Source organism: Pseudomonas sp. LBUM1651, assembly GCF_059716135.1.
Map to the genome: position 1 here is coordinate 2953705 of NZ_CP166805.1, position 15722 is coordinate 2969426.

The 15722-nt window shown below is 58.4% G+C and carries 17 protein-coding genes and 1 pseudogene; all 18 read right to left on the bottom strand.

Annotation, left to right across the window (positions count from 1 at the left end):
- Positions 1-4 precede the first annotated feature (4 nt).
- Positions 5-649: a Crp/Fnr family transcriptional regulator gene (locus ACA066_RS13760; protein ID WP_497699668.1), complete on the bottom strand. Its 645-nt coding sequence runs from the start codon at positions 647-649 to the stop codon at positions 5-7.
- Positions 650-728: 79 nt separating this feature from the next.
- Positions 729-1070, bottom strand: a complete 342-nt coding sequence (locus ACA066_RS13765) for a Rieske (2Fe-2S) protein (protein ID WP_497699669.1) — start codon at positions 1068-1070, stop codon at positions 729-731.
- Positions 1071-1072: 2 nt separating this feature from the next.
- Entirely contained in the window at positions 1073-1384 is a 312-nt protein-coding gene (locus ACA066_RS13770) for a YciI family protein (RefSeq protein WP_497699670.1), read from the bottom strand.
- A gap of 3 nt (positions 1385-1387) precedes the next feature.
- Positions 1388-2260 (bottom strand): dioxygenase family protein, encoded by an 873-nt coding sequence (locus ACA066_RS13775; protein WP_497699671.1) that lies wholly within the window; start codon positions 2258-2260, stop codon positions 1388-1390.
- A 90-nt stretch (positions 2261-2350) separates the two neighbouring features.
- Positions 2351-3418, bottom strand: coding sequence for a maleylacetate reductase (locus ACA066_RS13780; protein ID WP_497699672.1), 1068 nt, complete (start codon positions 3416-3418; stop codon positions 2351-2353).
- Between the two features lie 8 nt (positions 3419-3426).
- On the bottom strand, positions 3427-4890 hold the full coding sequence (locus tag ACA066_RS13785) for an aldehyde dehydrogenase family protein (RefSeq protein WP_497699673.1): 1464 nt from the start codon (positions 4888-4890) through the stop codon (positions 3427-3429).
- A 92-nt stretch (positions 4891-4982) separates the two neighbouring features.
- On the bottom strand, positions 4983-6002 hold the full coding sequence (locus ACA066_RS13790) for a hydroxyquinol 1,2-dioxygenase (protein ID WP_497699674.1): 1020 nt from the start codon (positions 6000-6002) through the stop codon (positions 4983-4985).
- A 65-nt stretch (positions 6003-6067) separates the two neighbouring features.
- Positions 6068-6562: a cupin domain-containing protein gene (locus tag ACA066_RS13795; protein WP_497699675.1), complete on the bottom strand. Its 495-nt coding sequence runs from the start codon at positions 6560-6562 to the stop codon at positions 6068-6070.
- A gap of 129 nt (positions 6563-6691) precedes the next feature.
- Positions 6692-7621 carry a LysR family transcriptional regulator gene (locus ACA066_RS13800; protein WP_497699676.1) on the bottom strand — a complete coding sequence of 310 codons (930 nt, stop codon included), beginning with the start codon at positions 7619-7621 and terminating at the stop codon, positions 6692-6694.
- An 85-nt stretch (positions 7622-7706) separates the two neighbouring features.
- A complete protein-coding gene (locus tag ACA066_RS13805; RefSeq protein ID WP_497699677.1) occupies positions 7707-8741 on the bottom strand; it encodes a branched-chain amino acid ABC transporter permease in 1035 nt (344 codons plus the stop codon).
- On the bottom strand, positions 8741-9604 hold the full coding sequence (locus ACA066_RS13810; RefSeq protein WP_497699678.1) for a branched-chain amino acid ABC transporter permease: 864 nt from the start codon (positions 9602-9604) through the stop codon (positions 8741-8743). Before ACA066_RS13810 ends, ACA066_RS13805 begins: the two co-directional genes overlap by 1 nt.
- Positions 9605-9606: 2 nt before the next feature.
- Positions 9607-10299, bottom strand: a complete 693-nt coding sequence (locus tag ACA066_RS13815) for an ABC transporter ATP-binding protein (RefSeq protein ID WP_497699871.1) — start codon at positions 10297-10299, stop codon at positions 9607-9609.
- Between the two features lie 21 nt (positions 10300-10320).
- Entirely contained in the window at positions 10321-11046 is a 726-nt protein-coding gene (locus tag ACA066_RS13820) for an ABC transporter ATP-binding protein (protein ID WP_497699679.1), read from the bottom strand.
- Positions 11047-11071: 25 nt separating this feature from the next.
- Positions 11072-12280 carry an ABC transporter substrate-binding protein gene (locus ACA066_RS13825; RefSeq protein ID WP_497699872.1) on the bottom strand — a complete coding sequence of 403 codons (1209 nt, stop codon included), beginning with the start codon at positions 12278-12280 and terminating at the stop codon, positions 11072-11074.
- A 27-nt stretch (positions 12281-12307) separates the two neighbouring features.
- Positions 12308-12382, bottom strand: a pseudogene (locus ACA066_RS13830) (hypothetical protein); the annotation flags it as partial.
- Positions 12383-12488: 106 nt separating this feature from the next.
- A complete protein-coding gene (locus ACA066_RS13835; protein WP_497699680.1) occupies positions 12489-13835 on the bottom strand; it encodes an outer membrane beta-barrel protein in 1347 nt (448 codons plus the stop codon).
- 682 nt (positions 13836-14517) lie between these two features.
- Positions 14518-14748 (bottom strand): hypothetical protein, encoded by a 231-nt coding sequence (locus ACA066_RS13840; protein WP_497699986.1) that lies wholly within the window; start codon positions 14746-14748, stop codon positions 14518-14520.
- 74 nt (positions 14749-14822) lie between these two features.
- The gene (locus ACA066_RS13845) at positions 14823-15722 is read right to left on the bottom strand and encodes a PDDEXK-like endonuclease domain-containing protein (RefSeq protein WP_497699681.1); all 900 of its coding nucleotides are present in this window, start codon (positions 15720-15722) and stop codon (positions 14823-14825) included.

The window sequence follows — 15722 nt, forward strand, 5'->3', positions numbered from 1 at the left end:
TTAATCAGGCGCCCAGCTTGGACTTGATCCGCGAAAATGACACCGGATCCATGCTCAGATAACTCGCCAGCTGGTACTGCGGTACCCGCTGCAGTAACCACGCTTCGTGCTCTAGCAACCAGCGATAGCGCTCCTCACTGTTGCAGGTGAGGAGCAGCGCCTCGCGGGATTCGTTGCGTAGCATGATTTCTCTGGTGGCCTTGTCGACAAACCCCTGCAACTGAGGGAAATGCTCACGCAGGCGGATTAAAGTATGCAGCGGCACAGCCACCAGCCAGCTGTGCTCCAGCGCCTCAATAGTGTAGGTGCAGGGTTGTTGCTTCAAGTAGGCGCTAAGCGAACCAATCACCTCTCCTTCGTGGAAGAAAGCCTTATTCCGTTGCTTACCTTCTGGTGACGAATAGTAATAGCGGATCAGGCCGGAAAGGATTACAAAAAAGTGCGTTGGGGATTCGCCTGCGCGGATGATCGGCTGATCGCGAGTAAAGTACCGGAGTTCAAACACCTCCAAGAGATGCCCCCAGAGCTGCGGATCATTCACACCATACCGGTCGAAGACTGCCCTGAGCAGATCCAGCGGGTTTACATCTAGCGAGCTTTTCACAGTTAGCTTCACGCTCCCGGAGAGGTCATAGATTAAACCGCACATGTGAGATTCATTCTACGAGCCGAGTTACGGTTTCGACCAGCTTATGACCTTCGTGTATCCACAGATCAGAGATCTGCAACTAAACGTTAACATCCATGACCAATCGATCATCGACCCACCGCACTGCTACTGGCTCCAGATGCGCGCCCTTGCAGGGGCCGTCGATGCAGTGCCCATCTTCAAAACGAAACATCGCACTGTGATGAGCGCACATCAGGATCTTGCCGCGATAGGTGCAAAATTCTTGCGGGCGATAATCCAGCGGCACCGAGAAATGGGGGCACCGGTTGATGTAGACCCATATCTGCTCGCCTTGGCGCACCGCAACGAGCCCGGCGGGATGCAACTGCTGGTGTTCAGGCAGGCCAAGTGCACCGCCGTCAGTAATATCTTCCAAACGGCATAAGGTAATGTTGGTCATGGTCAGCCACGCAGTTCAGGGTTACCAAGGCTCCAGTGCCAGGGACGGATCTGGATGGTGGCAAACAGACCTGCCTGAACATACGGGTCATCCTGTATGAACGCTTCCACCTCTGGCAGGCTGCCCGCCTCAATCACCAGTAACGTGCCATTCATGGCCGCACTGGCGTCATCCAGGGTCGGGCCGCCTAACCGGACAATCACCCGATGCATCTCGGTCGCTCGCAAATGGGCTTGATGACTGGGCCGCAAACGCTGACGTAGGGCTAATGAGTTTGGGTGGTCTGTAGCGAATACCGCAAAAAATTGGCCCATGGATCACTCGGCTTCCATGACGAATTCATAACACGCACGCTTGAACGGTACGTCAATACCCAGGCTGGCGGACAAATCATCGTGCGTGAACCGATCTTCATAGATCACCTGCAACGACTGTTTGACGCCAAACACTGCATCTGACTCCAGGTACGGATCATCATGGTTGAACAGGTGGGTGACCAGTTTGCGATACCCAGGCACTTCAACCATGAAATGCAAATGCGCAGGCCGCCACGGGTGACGGTTGGCGGCATTGAGCATGCGCCCAACCGGGCCATCGGTAGGTATCGGATAGCACACAGGGACAATCGTGCGAATCGCAAAATAGCCGTCGGCATCGGTGCGATAGCGACCACGCAGATTGCCGAATGGCTGATCGGTGTCCTGACCTGAATACATGCCATTTTCGGCGGTCTGCCAAACGTCCAGTATCGCGCCCGCCAGCGGGTTGCCATGGATATCGACCACTCGACCGCGCACCAGCGCTGGTTCGCCTTCGGTGAAGGCCATATTTTCGCCGTACTCCCGATCCGGCATGCCTTCGATGTAGAACGGCCCGAAGACAGTGGTCTCGGTGGCGTTTGCACTGTGGCGATGATTGATCGCATCGACCAGCATCGACACGCCCAGGGTGTCCGACAGCAAGATGAATTCCTGGCGTACTAGACCGTCGCACTTGTGGCCGGTCTCGGTCAGAAAACGGATGCCTTCAAACCATTCCCGCTCCGTCAGCTCGACGTCGCTGACAAACGCGTGCAGGTGACGAACCAGGCTTTGCATGATCTGTTTGTAACGCGCATTAGGCGCATCACTGAAGCTATTTACAGCCTGCTCAGAGATCAGTGTTTCTATGACTTTGTCTTGATCGGTCATTATTGTTGTTCCGACGAAAAGGGGCATTGCTGATGACACGAAGCATCGGGGCGATTGATCGTCCCAATGCTGTTTGGCCACACTGAGGATTCAGGCGGGGGCTAAGCCTTTCATGGCTCGGGTCAACAGCGCTTCGATCGGGCCTTGTTCGAACGGCCGTGGATTGTAGTAGGGACTGGCACAAGCGATTTGCGCCGCCTCGGCCGGGCCGTTTTCAGGCAGGCCGATGTCCGCCAGCGCCAGTGGAATACCCAGCTTCTGGTTGAGTGCGTACAACAAGGCACCCACCTCGCTCGCCTCACTGCCACCCAGGGCGCGGGCGGCACGTTGCAACGGCCCCGCCGCTGCTTCACGGTTGTAATGCGCCGCGTGGGGCAGAACGATCGCGTGCGCTTGGGCGTGAGGCAGATTGAACGTCCCGCCCAAGGTGTGGCAAAGCTTGTGGTGCAAAGCCATGCCGACCGAACCGAGGCAAATCCCCGCCAGCCACGCGCCATACAACGCCTGGCTGCGAGCTTGCGGGTCATTGGGGTCATTGACCACGCCCGGCAATGCCAAAGCCAGTGAGCGAATCGACTCTTCGGCCATGAAACCGATTATAGGATTGGCGTCTTGGGCGTATAGCGCTTCAACCGCGTGCGCCATGGCATTCATTCCTGAGCAGGCGGAAATCTGCGCGGGCAAGGTCAGCGTAAGCTGGGGGTCATAGATCACCGTCTTTGGCAAAACCCGGGGATCACGTCCGGTTTTCTTCAGGCGGTTTTCCGTTATCCCGTAGATCGGCGTCATTTCCGAACCTGCGTAAGTCGTCGGAATTGCCACAATCGGTAGTCCCGAATCCATAGCAATCGCCTTGCCCAGGCCGATAGTCGAGCCGCCGCCAATGGCCACGCAGCAATCGGCATGTAGCCGCGCTGCTTCACCGCGCGCCGCTTGCGCCATTTCCAGCGGAACATGCATCACGGCTCTGGAGTAGACGTCCGCCGCGCGGTTGCCGAGCAACTGAGCGACCTGCTCCCCGAGGCAGCGCTGTTCCGGCGTGGTCAAGATCAATGCACGCTTGGCACCCAGGCGATCGATCTCTTCAGACAATGCCGAGAGCTTGCCCCAACCGAATACCACACGAGTCGGCAGACTTTGGTACACAAAAGGATTCATGACAGGCCTCAGCGTTTGAAGTGCGGAGCGATTTTGGCATCGACATTGACCCAGACCGAACGAGCTTCCGTGTAGTCGTGGATCGCCTCGAAGCCCATTTCGCGGCCGTAGCCCGACTGACCAACGCCACCAAACGGACTGCCAGGGCTGACGCGCTTGTAGCAGTTGATCCAGCACATGCCGGCATGGATGGCATCGGCCAGTTTGTGCGCGCGGGACAGGTTTTGCGTCCACAGGCCGCTGCCCAGTCCGTATTCGGAACTGTTGGCAATGGCCAAGGCTTCTTCGTCGGTACTGAAACGCACCACGGTGACGAAGGGGCCAAACACCTCTTCCTGACAGACCCGGTCATCAGGCTTGGCCTCGACCACGGTCGGTTCTACATAAAAACCATTGGCCAGCGCCTTGTCGTCTGGCGTCTTGCCGCCAGCCAGGACTTTACCGCCCTGCTCGATGGCGATATCGATATAGGCCAGTACGCGGTCACGGTGCAGCGCCGACGTCAACGGCCCCATCTCGGTCTCGGGATCCATCGGATCGCCAAGGCGAATGGATTTGGCCAGTGCGATGAAGCGCTCCAGGAACTGGTCGGCAATGTCTTTGTGCAAAATCAATCGCGAACCGGCGATGCAGGCCTGGCCCTGATTGTGGAAGATTGCCCAGGCGGCGCCGTTGACGGCCGCTTCCAGATTGGCGTCTTCGAACACAATGTTGGCGCCCTTCCCGCCCAGCTCCAGCTGAATGCGCTTGAGGTTTCCTTTTGACGCTTCAACGATCCTGCGACCGGTCGCCGTCGAACCGGTGAAGGCAATTTTGCCCACGTCCGGGTGTTCGGCCAGTGCTTGACCGGCGGTATGACCGTAGCCCGGCACCACGTTAACCACCCCCTTCGGAATACCGACCTCTGTCATCAGTTCGACGATACGCAAGGTCGACAGCGGCGTGATCTCAGAAGGTTTGATGACGATGGTGTTACCCGCTGCCAGTGCCGGGCCCATTTTCCAGCTAGTGAACATCAACGGAAAATTCCACGGCACGATTTGCCCGACCACACCGATCGGCTTGCGCTGCACATAATTGAGGAACCCGGCTTCGACCGGAATCACCGAACCTTCAATCTTGTCGGCCATGCCGCCGAAATATCGGAAGCAGGCGGCGGTGCGCGGTACGTCAAGGCCACGGGAATCACGAATCGGATGCCCAGTGTTCAGGGATTCGAGCTGCGCCAGTTCTTCGCCACACTCTTCGATCTTGTCCGCCAATTTAAGCAACAAGCGCCCGCGTTCGGCGGCGCCTAAGGCAGACCAAGCTGGAAATGCACGTTTGGCAGCGGCAACGGCGAGGTCGATGTCAGCGGCTTCGGCTGCTGCGACCCGTGTAATCAATAAGCCGTCGTGCGGCGACACGACGTCAATGGTGCCGCCGGCAACCGAATCAACGAATCGGCCATCGATATAGAGCTGATTTTGCATAATATTTTCCTCGCACCGTGCCGATGGCGCAGTGTCTGACGACTTGATTCTTGAGAGCACGGCCCGACGGACGCCGGGCCAGACACGAGGTCTTAGAACTCGATTGGATACGGCTTAAGCTCGCCACTTTCATAGCGTTGCGGCAGGTTCGGCGTGGCGTTTTCCCAGACCAGCAGCATCGAACGTTTGGTCGAGTAGCCCTGGTGACGAATGTCCGCCGGCATGGCGCAAATGTCGCCGGCACGCATAGTGATACGGGCTCGCGGGTTACCGTCATCTTTGTCACCGACGTCCCAGAGGATTTCATCGGACAATTGCAAAAACCACTCGACCCGGTCATTGCCATGGAACACCGGCAGGATGAATTCTTCGGTAGTCGGGCAGAACAGACTCGCTTTGCACACCGAGGTCACCGACGGGTTCCAGGTCACGTCGGAGCGCGATAGGTACTTGAACAGGCTGAAGGCATGCAACTCGCCTTCGAAACCTTCTGCAGCGTGGATTTCCGGCTCCTCCTGAGAAACATCGAGGAACTGGCGATTGACCGGCAGATCGTTGCGCAACGGCGAATCATCAGGCAGGCCCGGCATACGCTTGGTGGCGATACGAAAGCGTTCGATGGCTTCGATGTTGTTGCCGTTCTTGCGGCCGAACGCCGTACCGGTTTCTTCCGGCGCTGCGAACGGGTCAAAGGTGGCGTTAGTCCAGTCGCGCAGGATGGCTTTGAAGGTTGCCATGATCAGTGGTGTTTCAAAGTTTTCGGTGTAATTGACGCCTGCTGCCTTGAGCGTGCCATTAAAAGTGCCCGCGTACAGGTCGACTTTGCCGTAGTAATTGCGGGTGCCAATGACGTGATCGAAGTTGACCCAGCCATAGAAAAAGCCCCAGGCCACGTCGCGCATCATGGCTCGCAAAAAGGCATCGACCGGAATCAGGTGCGAACGGGTCTGACCTTTGGCGGGCCAGGTAATACGGGCAAAATACTCGTCGCGCGACAGTTCGAAGGCGCCGAGTTGGAAGGAGCAATAACCGGTGACGGCGTGAGGCGGGCTGATCTTGACTTCATCGTCGGCTAAGAGCGTGGTAACGGCAGCGGTTTCAAGCATGGCCATGACGGATTCCTCTTGTTGCTTTTATTGGTTTGGGCAACGGAACTGAACAGGTCAGATCCGGCTGATCACTTGAAGCAGATATCTGCCCACTTCTCGACCGACAACGGGCCTTTGATGGTCTGCTGCAGGATCACGCCCGGGCGGCTGGCCTCATAGCGATAAGCGGTGCCGACCGGCAACAGGCACTGATGGCCGCGCTTGAGCAGCACGTAGCCCATGGGTTTGCCCGCCGGCACTTCACCAGCCAACTGAGTGCCCTCGCCTGCTTTCAACGGCATATCGAGCTTGAGGAAGTCCACACGCACTTCACCGTCCATGACGATAGCGAACTCGTCGTGCGCGGCCGTGTACCAGGGCGATTGACCTTCGGCGCGCAAGGTCTCGATGACGTAGCCGAGATTGAGCCCGACGACGACTTTTTCATAAGGAAGGGATTTTTCCGCCACTTCGAAAATGTTCGAAAAGGCGTAATGACTGGCCTGGCCGCTGATGATTTCAACCGACCCTTTGCTGTAGTTATCCAACGAGCCGAAGACCGTTTCGATTGCAGCGCTACTCATGGTTTTTCACCGTTTTGTTGTTGTAGTAACAGTGAGTCAACAGTACGTCGCACGTCCGCCCGGAACAATTAGTGGACGGGCGACAACAGTGTTCGCGAAACGCAAACACTGGAGTGCATACATACAAACTCAGCGTATCCAGCCACGATCCAGCAAAGGCTTGTCCCAGCACGGTTCATCACCGAAGTTTTCCACCAGGAAGTCGATCAGGGTGCGCACTTTCAAGGCCCGGCGCTGTGTAGCGGGATACACCGCCGAAAAATTGAAGGATGACAGTGCATATTCGGGCAATACTGGAATGAGCCTACCGCTGAGCAGATCGTCACTGGCCACCAGTGTCGGCAGACAGACAATGCAGACCCCGGTCGACGCGTAATCACGCAGCAAATGCACAGAGTTCGACCGTACCTGGCCCGGAAGGCTCAGCTCTACCTGCTCGTCTTCTCCGGTGAAGATCCAGCGATTGCGCGACGGATAGCCCTCGTACAGGGCAATCTTGTGTTGCAGCAGCTGCTGCGGGTGAGTGGGCATGCCGAATTCTTCGGCATAGTCGGGTGACATGCAGAACAACCGGCGAACGCTGAACAGCTTGCGCTCGATAAGGGTTTCCGCCATGGGAGGGAACATCTGAAACGCCACATCGAAGCCTTCTTCGATCGGATCGACTACCCGGTCGTTGACGATGACGTCAACTTCAATGTCTGGGTACAGCCGCGTGAACTCGGCCAGCATTCTGCCAAAGTGGCCGATAGCAAAGCCCGGCAGCATCTGCACGCGTAGCTTTCCGGTAGGTTTGGCGCGCAGCTCGCGCATGTGCTCGGTCAGCGAGTTGAAACTCGCGACCATATCCGCGCACTCTTTGTAGTAGGTCTCACCCACTTCAGAGAGCCGCACGTGCCGCGTGCTGCGATGGAAGAGCGGCGCATTGATAAACTGTTCCAGTTGTTGGATGCGGTGAGTGATCACCGAGCGGGTCACGCCCAATTGCTGAGCCGCCTTTGCGAAGTTGCCGGTTTCGGCAACCCGCACAAAGGCTTCGACACTGAGTAAACGATCCATGGCAGGTTCTCTGGATGTTTTTGTTCTTATAGGAATAACGAGGTTAGCCTGTCGGCACCTCGCACTCCACATCCCTGACAACGTGCTACTTGCGGCTCTGAAGAGACAGCTGCCGTTGCATGGGGAAAACCTGCCAGCCCAGGCGCTCACTAATCAGGCCCCACACCCCTTGCGGAGCCTTGAGCATCATCACTACTGCGACCAAGCCCAGAATGATCATGTACACGGCGCCGAATTGGGCCAGGCATCCGCGCAACGCAAAATAGATCAGCGTGCCGATCAAAGGCCCCTCCAGGGTGCCGATGCCGCCGATGATGACAATGAAAATCACCACCGCCGTCCAGTCCTGCAGGTTGAATGCTGCATCCGGGGAAATTCTCAGCTTTTGTAGGAAGATCAGAGCCCCGACAACCCCGGTGCAACCGGCCGCCAGCACGTACACCATCAGCTTGGTTCGGAAGGTATTGACCCCCAGGCTGCCGGATGCAGGCTCCGAATCGCGGATCGAGGCCAAGGCCAGGCCCTGTCGCGACCGCAGCAAAAAGAACACCACTGCCATGGCACCGATAGCGATGGCCAGAGCGGTGAAGTAGATCAGCATCTCGCGCCCGTCCCGATCGTTGCCGATCTGTCGAACAATCGCTGCCGGCAGACTTTGCCCTGAACCGCCACCGAGACTGCTCATCTGCGCCAGTCCCAGGCGAAAGACTTCGGCCACGACCCAGGTGCCGATTGCAAAGTAGGCACCGCGCAGTCGAAACACGATCAACGCGGTGGGAATCGCCAGCAGTGCGACCAGCACGCCCGAGAGCAACACCGCGAACAAGGGCGGCACCCCCAGTTGCGTGGACAGCATGAACAATAGATAGCCGCCCAGGCCGACAAACGCTTGCTGCCCGACAGAGACCATGCCGGCGTAACCCGCCAACAGGTTCCACATTTGCGCCAGGGCTAGGTAATAGGCGAATTCCACCACCAGCCGCAGGCTTGCACGATCGGCCCAAAACGGCGCGCTAATCAGTACCAGCACGCAGAGCCCCAGCAATGACAGCCCGACCTTGCTGCTGGTGGTCGTGCGTTGTACGCGCCAAGTAAGCGCAGGATTATTCAGGGCATTCATCAGTCGACACTCCGGGGAAACAGGCCACGCGGTCGCACGACCAGAATCAGCAGAAATACAAGGTGACCGGCAAGAATTTGCCAGCCGGGATCGATTTTTGCGCCCACCGCCTGAGCGATGCCGAGAATCACCCCGCCAGCGAGGGTGCCCCACAGGCTGCCGAGGCCACCGATGATCACCGCTTCAAACCCGTACAACAGACGCGCCGGCCCCACGGTAGGGTCGAAGCTGGTACGAATCGCCAGAAACACCCCGGCAATCGACACCACAGCCATCGCCAGCGCCATGGCCAGACCGAAGATATGCGCGTTGTTGACGCCCATTAGCCGCGCGGTGTACTGGTCATCGGAGGTGGCACGAAACGCCCGGCCCAGTGCGGTTTTGTAGAACAGCAATTGCAGGCCGCCAATGATCAGCAATGCACTGCAAAAGACGATCAGCGGCATCACGCCCACGCTCAGACTGCCGAAGCCGACACTGGCAACTTCAAGATCGCCCTGGGACAGCTTCTGGCTGTCGGCGCTGAAAAACTCCAGCAGCACGTTCTGCACGATGATCGACAGGCCAAAGGTCACCAGCAGTGGCGGCAGAATGTCCTGGCCGAGCGTTCTGTTGAGCAACAGCCGTTGCAGCAGATAGCCGAAACAGAACATCAGCGGCACCACGATCAGCAAGCTCGAAAGCGGGCTGAAGCCCAGATGATTGACCACCATCAGTGCCAGGTACGACGCCAGCACGATGAAGTCACCATGGGCGATATTGACCAGGCGCATGATGCCGAACATCAGCGACAGCCCCACCGCAAACATCGCGTAGAGGCCACCGAGCAACACGCCTTGAAGCAAAGTATTGAGCCATTCCATCACTAGATCCCGAAATACGCGGCTTTGATTTGTGCTTTGTCCGCGTCCCCAGGGCGGCCGGTCAGGGACACGCGCCCTTCCTGGAAGCAATAGAAACGGTCGCAGACACTCAGCGCCTGATTGATGTCCTGCTCGACGAGAATCACCGTGGTGCCGTCGGCCTTGATCGAGGGCAGCGCGGCGTAGATGTCCTTGATCGTGGTCGGCGCCAGGCCCAGGCTGATCTCGTCGCACAACAGCAGTTGCGGGTTGGCCATCAAGCCCCGGCCAATCGCAACCATTTGCTGCTGGCCGCCGGACAGTGCGGTGCCGGGACGCTTGCGCAGTTTTTCCAGCACTGGAAACAGCTGATAGATCCGCGCCAGCGTCCACGGGCCGGGGCGTTTGCTGTAGGCACCGATCAACAGGTTTTCCTCGACGCTCAGCGAGGGAAACAGCTTCCTACCTTCCGGCACCAAAGCGATGCCACGCTCGAGCACCTGATTCGCCGCCAGGTCACCAATCGCCTGGCCCTTGAAGGTGATGGCGCCGGGCTGGTTTTTGATCAGCCCGGCCAGCGAGCGCAGGAACGTCGATTTGCCCGCGCCGTTGGAGCCGATGATCGCCACGGTTTCGCCCGCCTCAAGGGTCAGGCTGATGTCGAACAGCGCTTGAAAGTCGCCGTAGCCGGCACAGAGTTTGTCGATGGACAGCAGATTTGAAGGGGTTGTCATGTCTCAGCTCCCGATGCCCATGTAGATGTCCTGGACTCGTGGATCGGCCATCACGCTGCGCGGTTCGCCCTCGGCCAATTTGGCGCCGAAATTGATCACCGTCAGGCGGCTGACCACCGCCAGCAAGGCATGCACGATGTGTTCGATCCAGATGATGGCGACGCCGGCTTTGTGAATGCCCTGAATGGTTTCCACCAGCGCCAGACACTCCGGTTCGGTCAGGCCACCGGCGATTTCATCCAGCAACAACAGCCGCGGCTGGGTCGACAAGGCGCGGGCCATTTCCAGGCGCTTGCGGTCAAGCAGGGTTAGCGAACCGGCCAGCACGTTGGCCTTGCGCATCAGCCCCGTCAGTTCCAGGGTCTGTGCGCACCAATGGCTGGCCTCCTTGTCACGCAATCGCGCGCCGAAGGTCGCGCCCACCAGCAGGTTTTCGAACACGGTCATTTTCACGAACGGATGCGGGATCTGATGGGAGCGGCCAATGCCTTGCTGGCAACGCTTGAACACCGGTTCGCGGGTGACGTTACGGCCTTCGAAATGGATCGTGCCGCGGTCGGCCGCCACGCCGCCGGCGATCAGGTTGAACAGCGTGCTTTTCCCCGCGCCGTTGGGACCGATGATGCCCAAGGCTTCACCCGGTTGCAGGGTCAGGCTCATCGCGTCCGTGACCTTCACCGAGCCGTAGCTTTTGTGCACATCGTTCATTTGCAGAAGTGGCTGTTGCATGGTGCACCCGTTTCTTTTCGAGTCATCAGTACGTAATGGCCTGCATGTCGCCGCCCAGTGGAATCGCCGGTGCGGTGGCATTGCTGGTCACAATCAGGTCGTATTTGTTGTCTGTGCCCAATCGCCATTGCCCGCTGACCAGAGGCGTCTTGGCGACGTTCTTCACCGGTCCGTTTTTCCAGCTGATCGGCCCGACCACGGTGTTGAGGTCGGTCTTGAGCAGGGCATCGCGTACCGCGTGTGGGTTACCGACTTCTTCAGTGCGCTTGAGAATGTCCACCGCCAGTTCGAACAGGGCATGCACGAAACCCAGCGGTTGCGTCCACTGCTTGCCGGTCGCCTGAGTGAAGCCCTGAGCCAACTGCCCGGCGCTGGCGCCGGTCAATGAAGAGCTGAACGGGTGCGTCGGGCTCCACCAGATTTCGGTCGACAGGTTGTTGCCGGCCTTGCCCAACGCTTCGACTGCTGTAGGAAACAGCAGCGCCTTGCCGACCGACACCGCTTTGGGCTTGAAACCCTGCTGGCGAGCCTGGGTCCAGAAGGTGCTCAGGTCCGGTGGAATGACCACACCGGTGACGATCTCGACCTCAGCTTTTTTGAACGCGGCGATCTGTGCCGAGAAATCGTCGGTCAAGCTTTGGAAGCGACCGGGGTCGACCAGTTGGAAACCCTTTTGCGCCAACACCGGTGGAAAGCCGAGTTTCGGATCGCCCCAGGCATTGCCGTCGCCATCGTTGGGGAACAAACCGCCGACCACTTTGTTGGACGGCATGGCGCCCCACATCGAGCTGTAAGTGCCGATCACATCCTCCAGGCCCCAGAAGAAATGATAGGTCCACTCGAATCCCTGGTCAGGCTTGCCACCACGGGTAAAGAACCACGGCTGCCACGGTGCGACCGTGGAAATACACGGTATTTCGTTGATTTCGCATTGGTCGGAGACCGGGTTGGTGGTTTCCGGCGTCGACGACACCAGCATCAGGTCGACCTGATCAGACAGGATCAGCTCGCTCGCCACTTCCGCCGCGCGGTTGGGGTTGGACTGGCTGTCCTTGACGATGACTTCCAGGCGGTACGCCTTGCCGGCCACGTTGATCGAGTTCTTCAGCACTTGCTTGAGCGATTCGATGATGTAGTTGTCGGCGGCCGCAAAGGGCGCCAATGGCCCGGTCTGCGGACTGACATAGCCGAGCTTGATCACCCGCTCACTGCCCAGGGCGAAGTTGAACGGCATACTGGCCAGCGCCACACCGCCGACGGCAACGCCCGTGCTGCGCAGGAAATCACGGCGTGAGAAGTCGCGGCCAAACAGGTTTTTATCGTTGTTGTCTGTCATGTAGTACTCCAAAGCGGCTGCGTATCGGCAAAGTCCGGACGATCAAGGTCGCAGCGTGTGGGCTGAGCCATCACGCAGGGTCAGGTGCTTTGCGAAAGTGGGCGGTTTAGAAAAAGAAGCTGACGTCGAAGGACGCGACCAGTTGCGAGTCCTTTTGCCCATCGGCGTAGGCATCGCGGCCGGGGCCCGAATGAATGTCGTAGCGCAATTCCGGTCGCAGGCGCACGTTGGGTGTCGGCGTCCAGGCCAGGTTCGTGGTGACGCCGTAGAAACTGCCCCAGGTCGGATCGGGAATCCCGGTGTGCGGGTCGATGTTGGCCATCATCACGTGCACCGGCGCATCGGTGTAGAACCACTCGGCGCGGCTGTTCCACATCAGGTTTTCGCTAAGCTTGTGATACCAGTTAATGTCCGTGCCGTACCAGGTGGCATCGTTTTTGTTGGCAAACCCGGCGAAAGCGCCCTGCTCCTGCTTGCCGTAGTTCAGCTCCAGCGCCACGCGGTTGTTCGGGTCGAGCACCTGGGACAGGGTCAGGTAAGAGGCCACGCGCTTGTAATCGTCATCCTTGGTGCCGGCGGGCAACGGCGAGCCACAAGCGCATTCGGCGAAGCTGTCGCCAGCACCATTGCCGTAGATGTTTTCCCAGTCGATCCAGGTGGTGAAATCCGCCGAGCGCCAGCGTACGTTGGCGATGACATCCGGGTCATGGTTGGGGTCCTGCAGGTTGTTCCAGCCCTGCACCACGCCCAGTTCGAAGCCCAACATGCTTTCCCCCGGCGCCGAGGGCAGCTTGAACGAGTACAGCGCACCGGCATGTTTGGCCGGGCCGTGCATGAAGGAATAGGTGTGCGAGTAGAAGTCGCTCGGTGCCGGGGATGGCAAGGCGAAGCCGATTTCATTTTCCAGCGGCGTGTGGAAAATCCCGATCATCAGGTCGGAACCGCCGAGCACCGGAAAGTAAAAATCGACATACGCTTGAGCGACGGTGAACGCTTCGTCTTCGGCCTTGTTGTCGCGATTGACGCTCAGGTCCTCGTCCCAGCCATAGGTCTTGAAGAAGCGCGCATCCTTGCCGTACAGCGCCGTGACGTTGAAACCCCAGTCAGCCTCTTGCGGCATGGGGCCGGGAAACGGTCCGACACGGCCGATCACGTTGCTCTTGGGTTTCTTTTCCACGGCCAGGGCGAACTGGTTGAGGTTCACGCCTTCGTCGGTGTTGAAAAAGCTCTGCTTGCTGACGTCATCCGTGCCGTTGTTGTTGTAACTCACACCCACCTGGCCCCAGCCGTAGACCTTGATGCCATGCTCGCGCTCAAGGCTATCGCCGAAAACCCCGCGCACCAGCGAGCCCATCGGGTCGTCCGCCGCCGCAGCCATCGAGGGAAACACAATGCCGGCACCCAGAGCGGGAGCGAACAGGGTTGCTGCACAGACCCATGCACGAATACTCATACCTGCCTTCCTTATTTTTATTAGGCGCCAAACCCCCGAGAGGGCAAAAGTCCGAAAGCAAGGTATGACGTTGAAGTGTCTGTCTTGATGAGCCCTGGCTTGGGCTCCACCCGATCGTTGGCAGATCGTGGTGCTCGGCGTAATGGAGGCTACAAGTCCCTCACGACAGCAACAATTCCATTCTCGGCGACTTCAGTGTTTGCGTATTCAGAACAATCTCGAGCGTCAAAGCACAAAGGATGCAGTCGAGACGCTGCAATAGCGGCTCTTACACGACTGATGATCTGCCCATTCGATAAAAGTTTGGAAGGCGCAAAGGTAAAGCCCACTCTTCAGCCTTTGAGCAGGTGTCGAATACGGACTGGCTTTCCCGCAACCTGAAAGCGACGAGCGATTGACTCGAATTTCAGCTCTGCGCGAGCGACTCGACTGTGATGGCGAAGATGATCGTGCCAGTCAACGCGGACATCTTGGCGTTTATGCGTGTGTGTCGTACCAGCTAGGAAAGGCGGTGCAAGGAGCCTCGAAGACGACCCCGGGCGATGGGTAACTCAAGATACTGGCGAAAGCCAACGCTTGAGAGTTCTCATCGCTCGGAATGCTAGAGCGCATCTCGTGAATGCAGGTGCTTTTCCTCAGATAGCTAATCTGCCCATCCTTTCCCTGAACGCTAAAACCCAGGTCACTGCTGTTCCCGCGCCATGGCGTGCAGCAATGCCTCCCCTTCTTTGCCTTTGGCGCGAAGTTCCCGAGCCAGTGCTACCAGCTCTTCACCACAGACCTCATCAACCGAACGGATGTTCGCCTCATCTCCTGGACGCCGGCAGACAACGGTAGAGTCATCAGTAAGGTGGTTCGGCCAATAGAAATCCCCAACATCATCGATCGTCATACGGTGAGTGTTCTGCGCCATCGCCGACACTCTTTCTCGGATCTTGGAGCCGGTACGCACCCAGCCATGTGCCCTCGCGATTCGCCGAGCAAGAATCACATCGAGGATGGCCCTTCTTCGCTGATCACATGCGCGATGAGTGCGCTCAGAACGCCCGAATAACTCCTCTCAAAGAACGCCTCCGGATCCACCCCTTGCACGCTGGAGGCCGGATCGGACTCTCGGTAGCAAACGATCTCTGTGGGAAAGTAATGCGATTGGGGGCTGCTCACAGGTTGAGACGCCGAGGCCGCTGTGGCGAACTGCTCGTTCTGAAGAGCACCACCTTCGTCATTGGCGCTATCGATTGTCAACGGTTCAGCGACCGCACCTGTGACCTCCTCGATCACTTCAATAGCCTCCACTACGGCAGCTTCTGCCAACAGGCGAGCAGCCTCCTCACGCGCTTCCTGCTCGGCACGTTGAGCTCGGCTTAACGCGAGTAAAGCGGTCAGACACTCATGGATAAGATCAGCAGTGCCAAAGGCGTTGATCCACCAGTCAGTTGACCAGATACGCATAATCTCCCAGCCAAGCCCACGCAGTACATGCTCACGCAGCTTGTCTCTATCTCGTGCCGTGGCACTGCTATGGTAGGTCGCCCCATCACATTCCACACCGGCCAGGTAACGGCCTGGCGCATCAGGATCGACCACCCCCAAATCGATTCTGAATACCGAAACTCCGACTTGAGTATGCACCTGCCATCCACGGCTGGTCAGTGCTGCGGTAACCGCCTCTTCGAAGGGACTGTCAAAGCCGCCGATACTGCCGGTGACGGCTTCTGCCAACACTCGAGGCCCTCGATGGGCAAACTCAAGGAAGTGCTTGAGGTCACGCACGCCTACCCGCGCCAGCGCGGTCTCAGTGCCCTCACGCGTGTCCATCGGCTCGGTGGTGAGCCAGATCGAATCGATGCAGATCGTCGCAGTAGGTCGCGGAGAAAAGCGGTACAC

What these genes read in the sequence shown, in the direction of transcription:
- ACA066_RS13805 (WP_497699677.1), bottom strand. Translation starts at nt 8,741, where the DNA reads ATGAATGCCCTGAATAATCCTGCGCTTACTTGGCGCGTACAACGCACG.
- ACA066_RS13770 (WP_497699670.1), bottom strand. Translation starts at nt 1,384, where the DNA reads ATGGGCCAATTTTTTGCGGTATTCGCTACAGACCACCCAAACTCATTA.
- ACA066_RS13820 (WP_497699679.1), bottom strand. Translation starts at nt 11,046, where the DNA reads ATGCAACAGCCACTTCTGCAAATGAACGATGTGCACAAAAGCTACGGC.
- ACA066_RS13760 (WP_497699668.1), bottom strand. Translation starts at nt 649, where the DNA reads ATGTGCGGTTTAATCTATGACCTCTCCGGGAGCGTGAAGCTAACTGTG.
- ACA066_RS13835 (WP_497699680.1), bottom strand. Translation starts at nt 13,835, where the DNA reads ATGAGTATTCGTGCATGGGTCTGTGCAGCAACCCTGTTCGCTCCCGCT.
- ACA066_RS13765 (WP_497699669.1), bottom strand. Translation starts at nt 1,070, where the DNA reads ATGACCAACATTACCTTATGCCGTTTGGAAGATATTACTGACGGCGGT.
- ACA066_RS13790 (WP_497699674.1), bottom strand. Translation starts at nt 6,002, where the DNA reads ATGGCCATGCTTGAAACCGCTGCCGTTACCACGCTCTTAGCCGACGAT.
- ACA066_RS13775 (WP_497699671.1), bottom strand. Translation starts at nt 2,260, where the DNA reads ATGACCGATCAAGACAAAGTCATAGAAACACTGATCTCTGAGCAGGCT.
- ACA066_RS13800 (WP_497699676.1), bottom strand. Translation starts at nt 7,621, where the DNA reads ATGGATCGTTTACTCAGTGTCGAAGCCTTTGTGCGGGTTGCCGAAACC.
- ACA066_RS13785 (WP_497699673.1), bottom strand. Translation starts at nt 4,890, where the DNA reads ATGCAAAATCAGCTCTATATCGATGGCCGATTCGTTGATTCGGTTGCC.
- ACA066_RS13810 (WP_497699678.1), bottom strand. Translation starts at nt 9,604, where the DNA reads ATGGAATGGCTCAATACTTTGCTTCAAGGCGTGTTGCTCGGTGGCCTC.
- ACA066_RS13780 (WP_497699672.1), bottom strand. Translation starts at nt 3,418, where the DNA reads ATGAATCCTTTTGTGTACCAAAGTCTGCCGACTCGTGTGGTATTCGGT.
- ACA066_RS13825 (WP_497699872.1), bottom strand. Translation starts at nt 12,280, where the DNA reads ATGCCGTTCAACTTCGCCCTGGGCAGTGAGCGGGTGATCAAGCTCGGC.
- ACA066_RS13840 (WP_497699986.1), bottom strand. Translation starts at nt 14,748, where the DNA reads ATGGCGCAGAACACTCACCGTATGACGATCGATGATGTTGGGGATTTC.
- ACA066_RS13795 (WP_497699675.1), bottom strand. Translation starts at nt 6,562, where the DNA reads ATGAGTAGCGCTGCAATCGAAACGGTCTTCGGCTCGTTGGATAACTAC.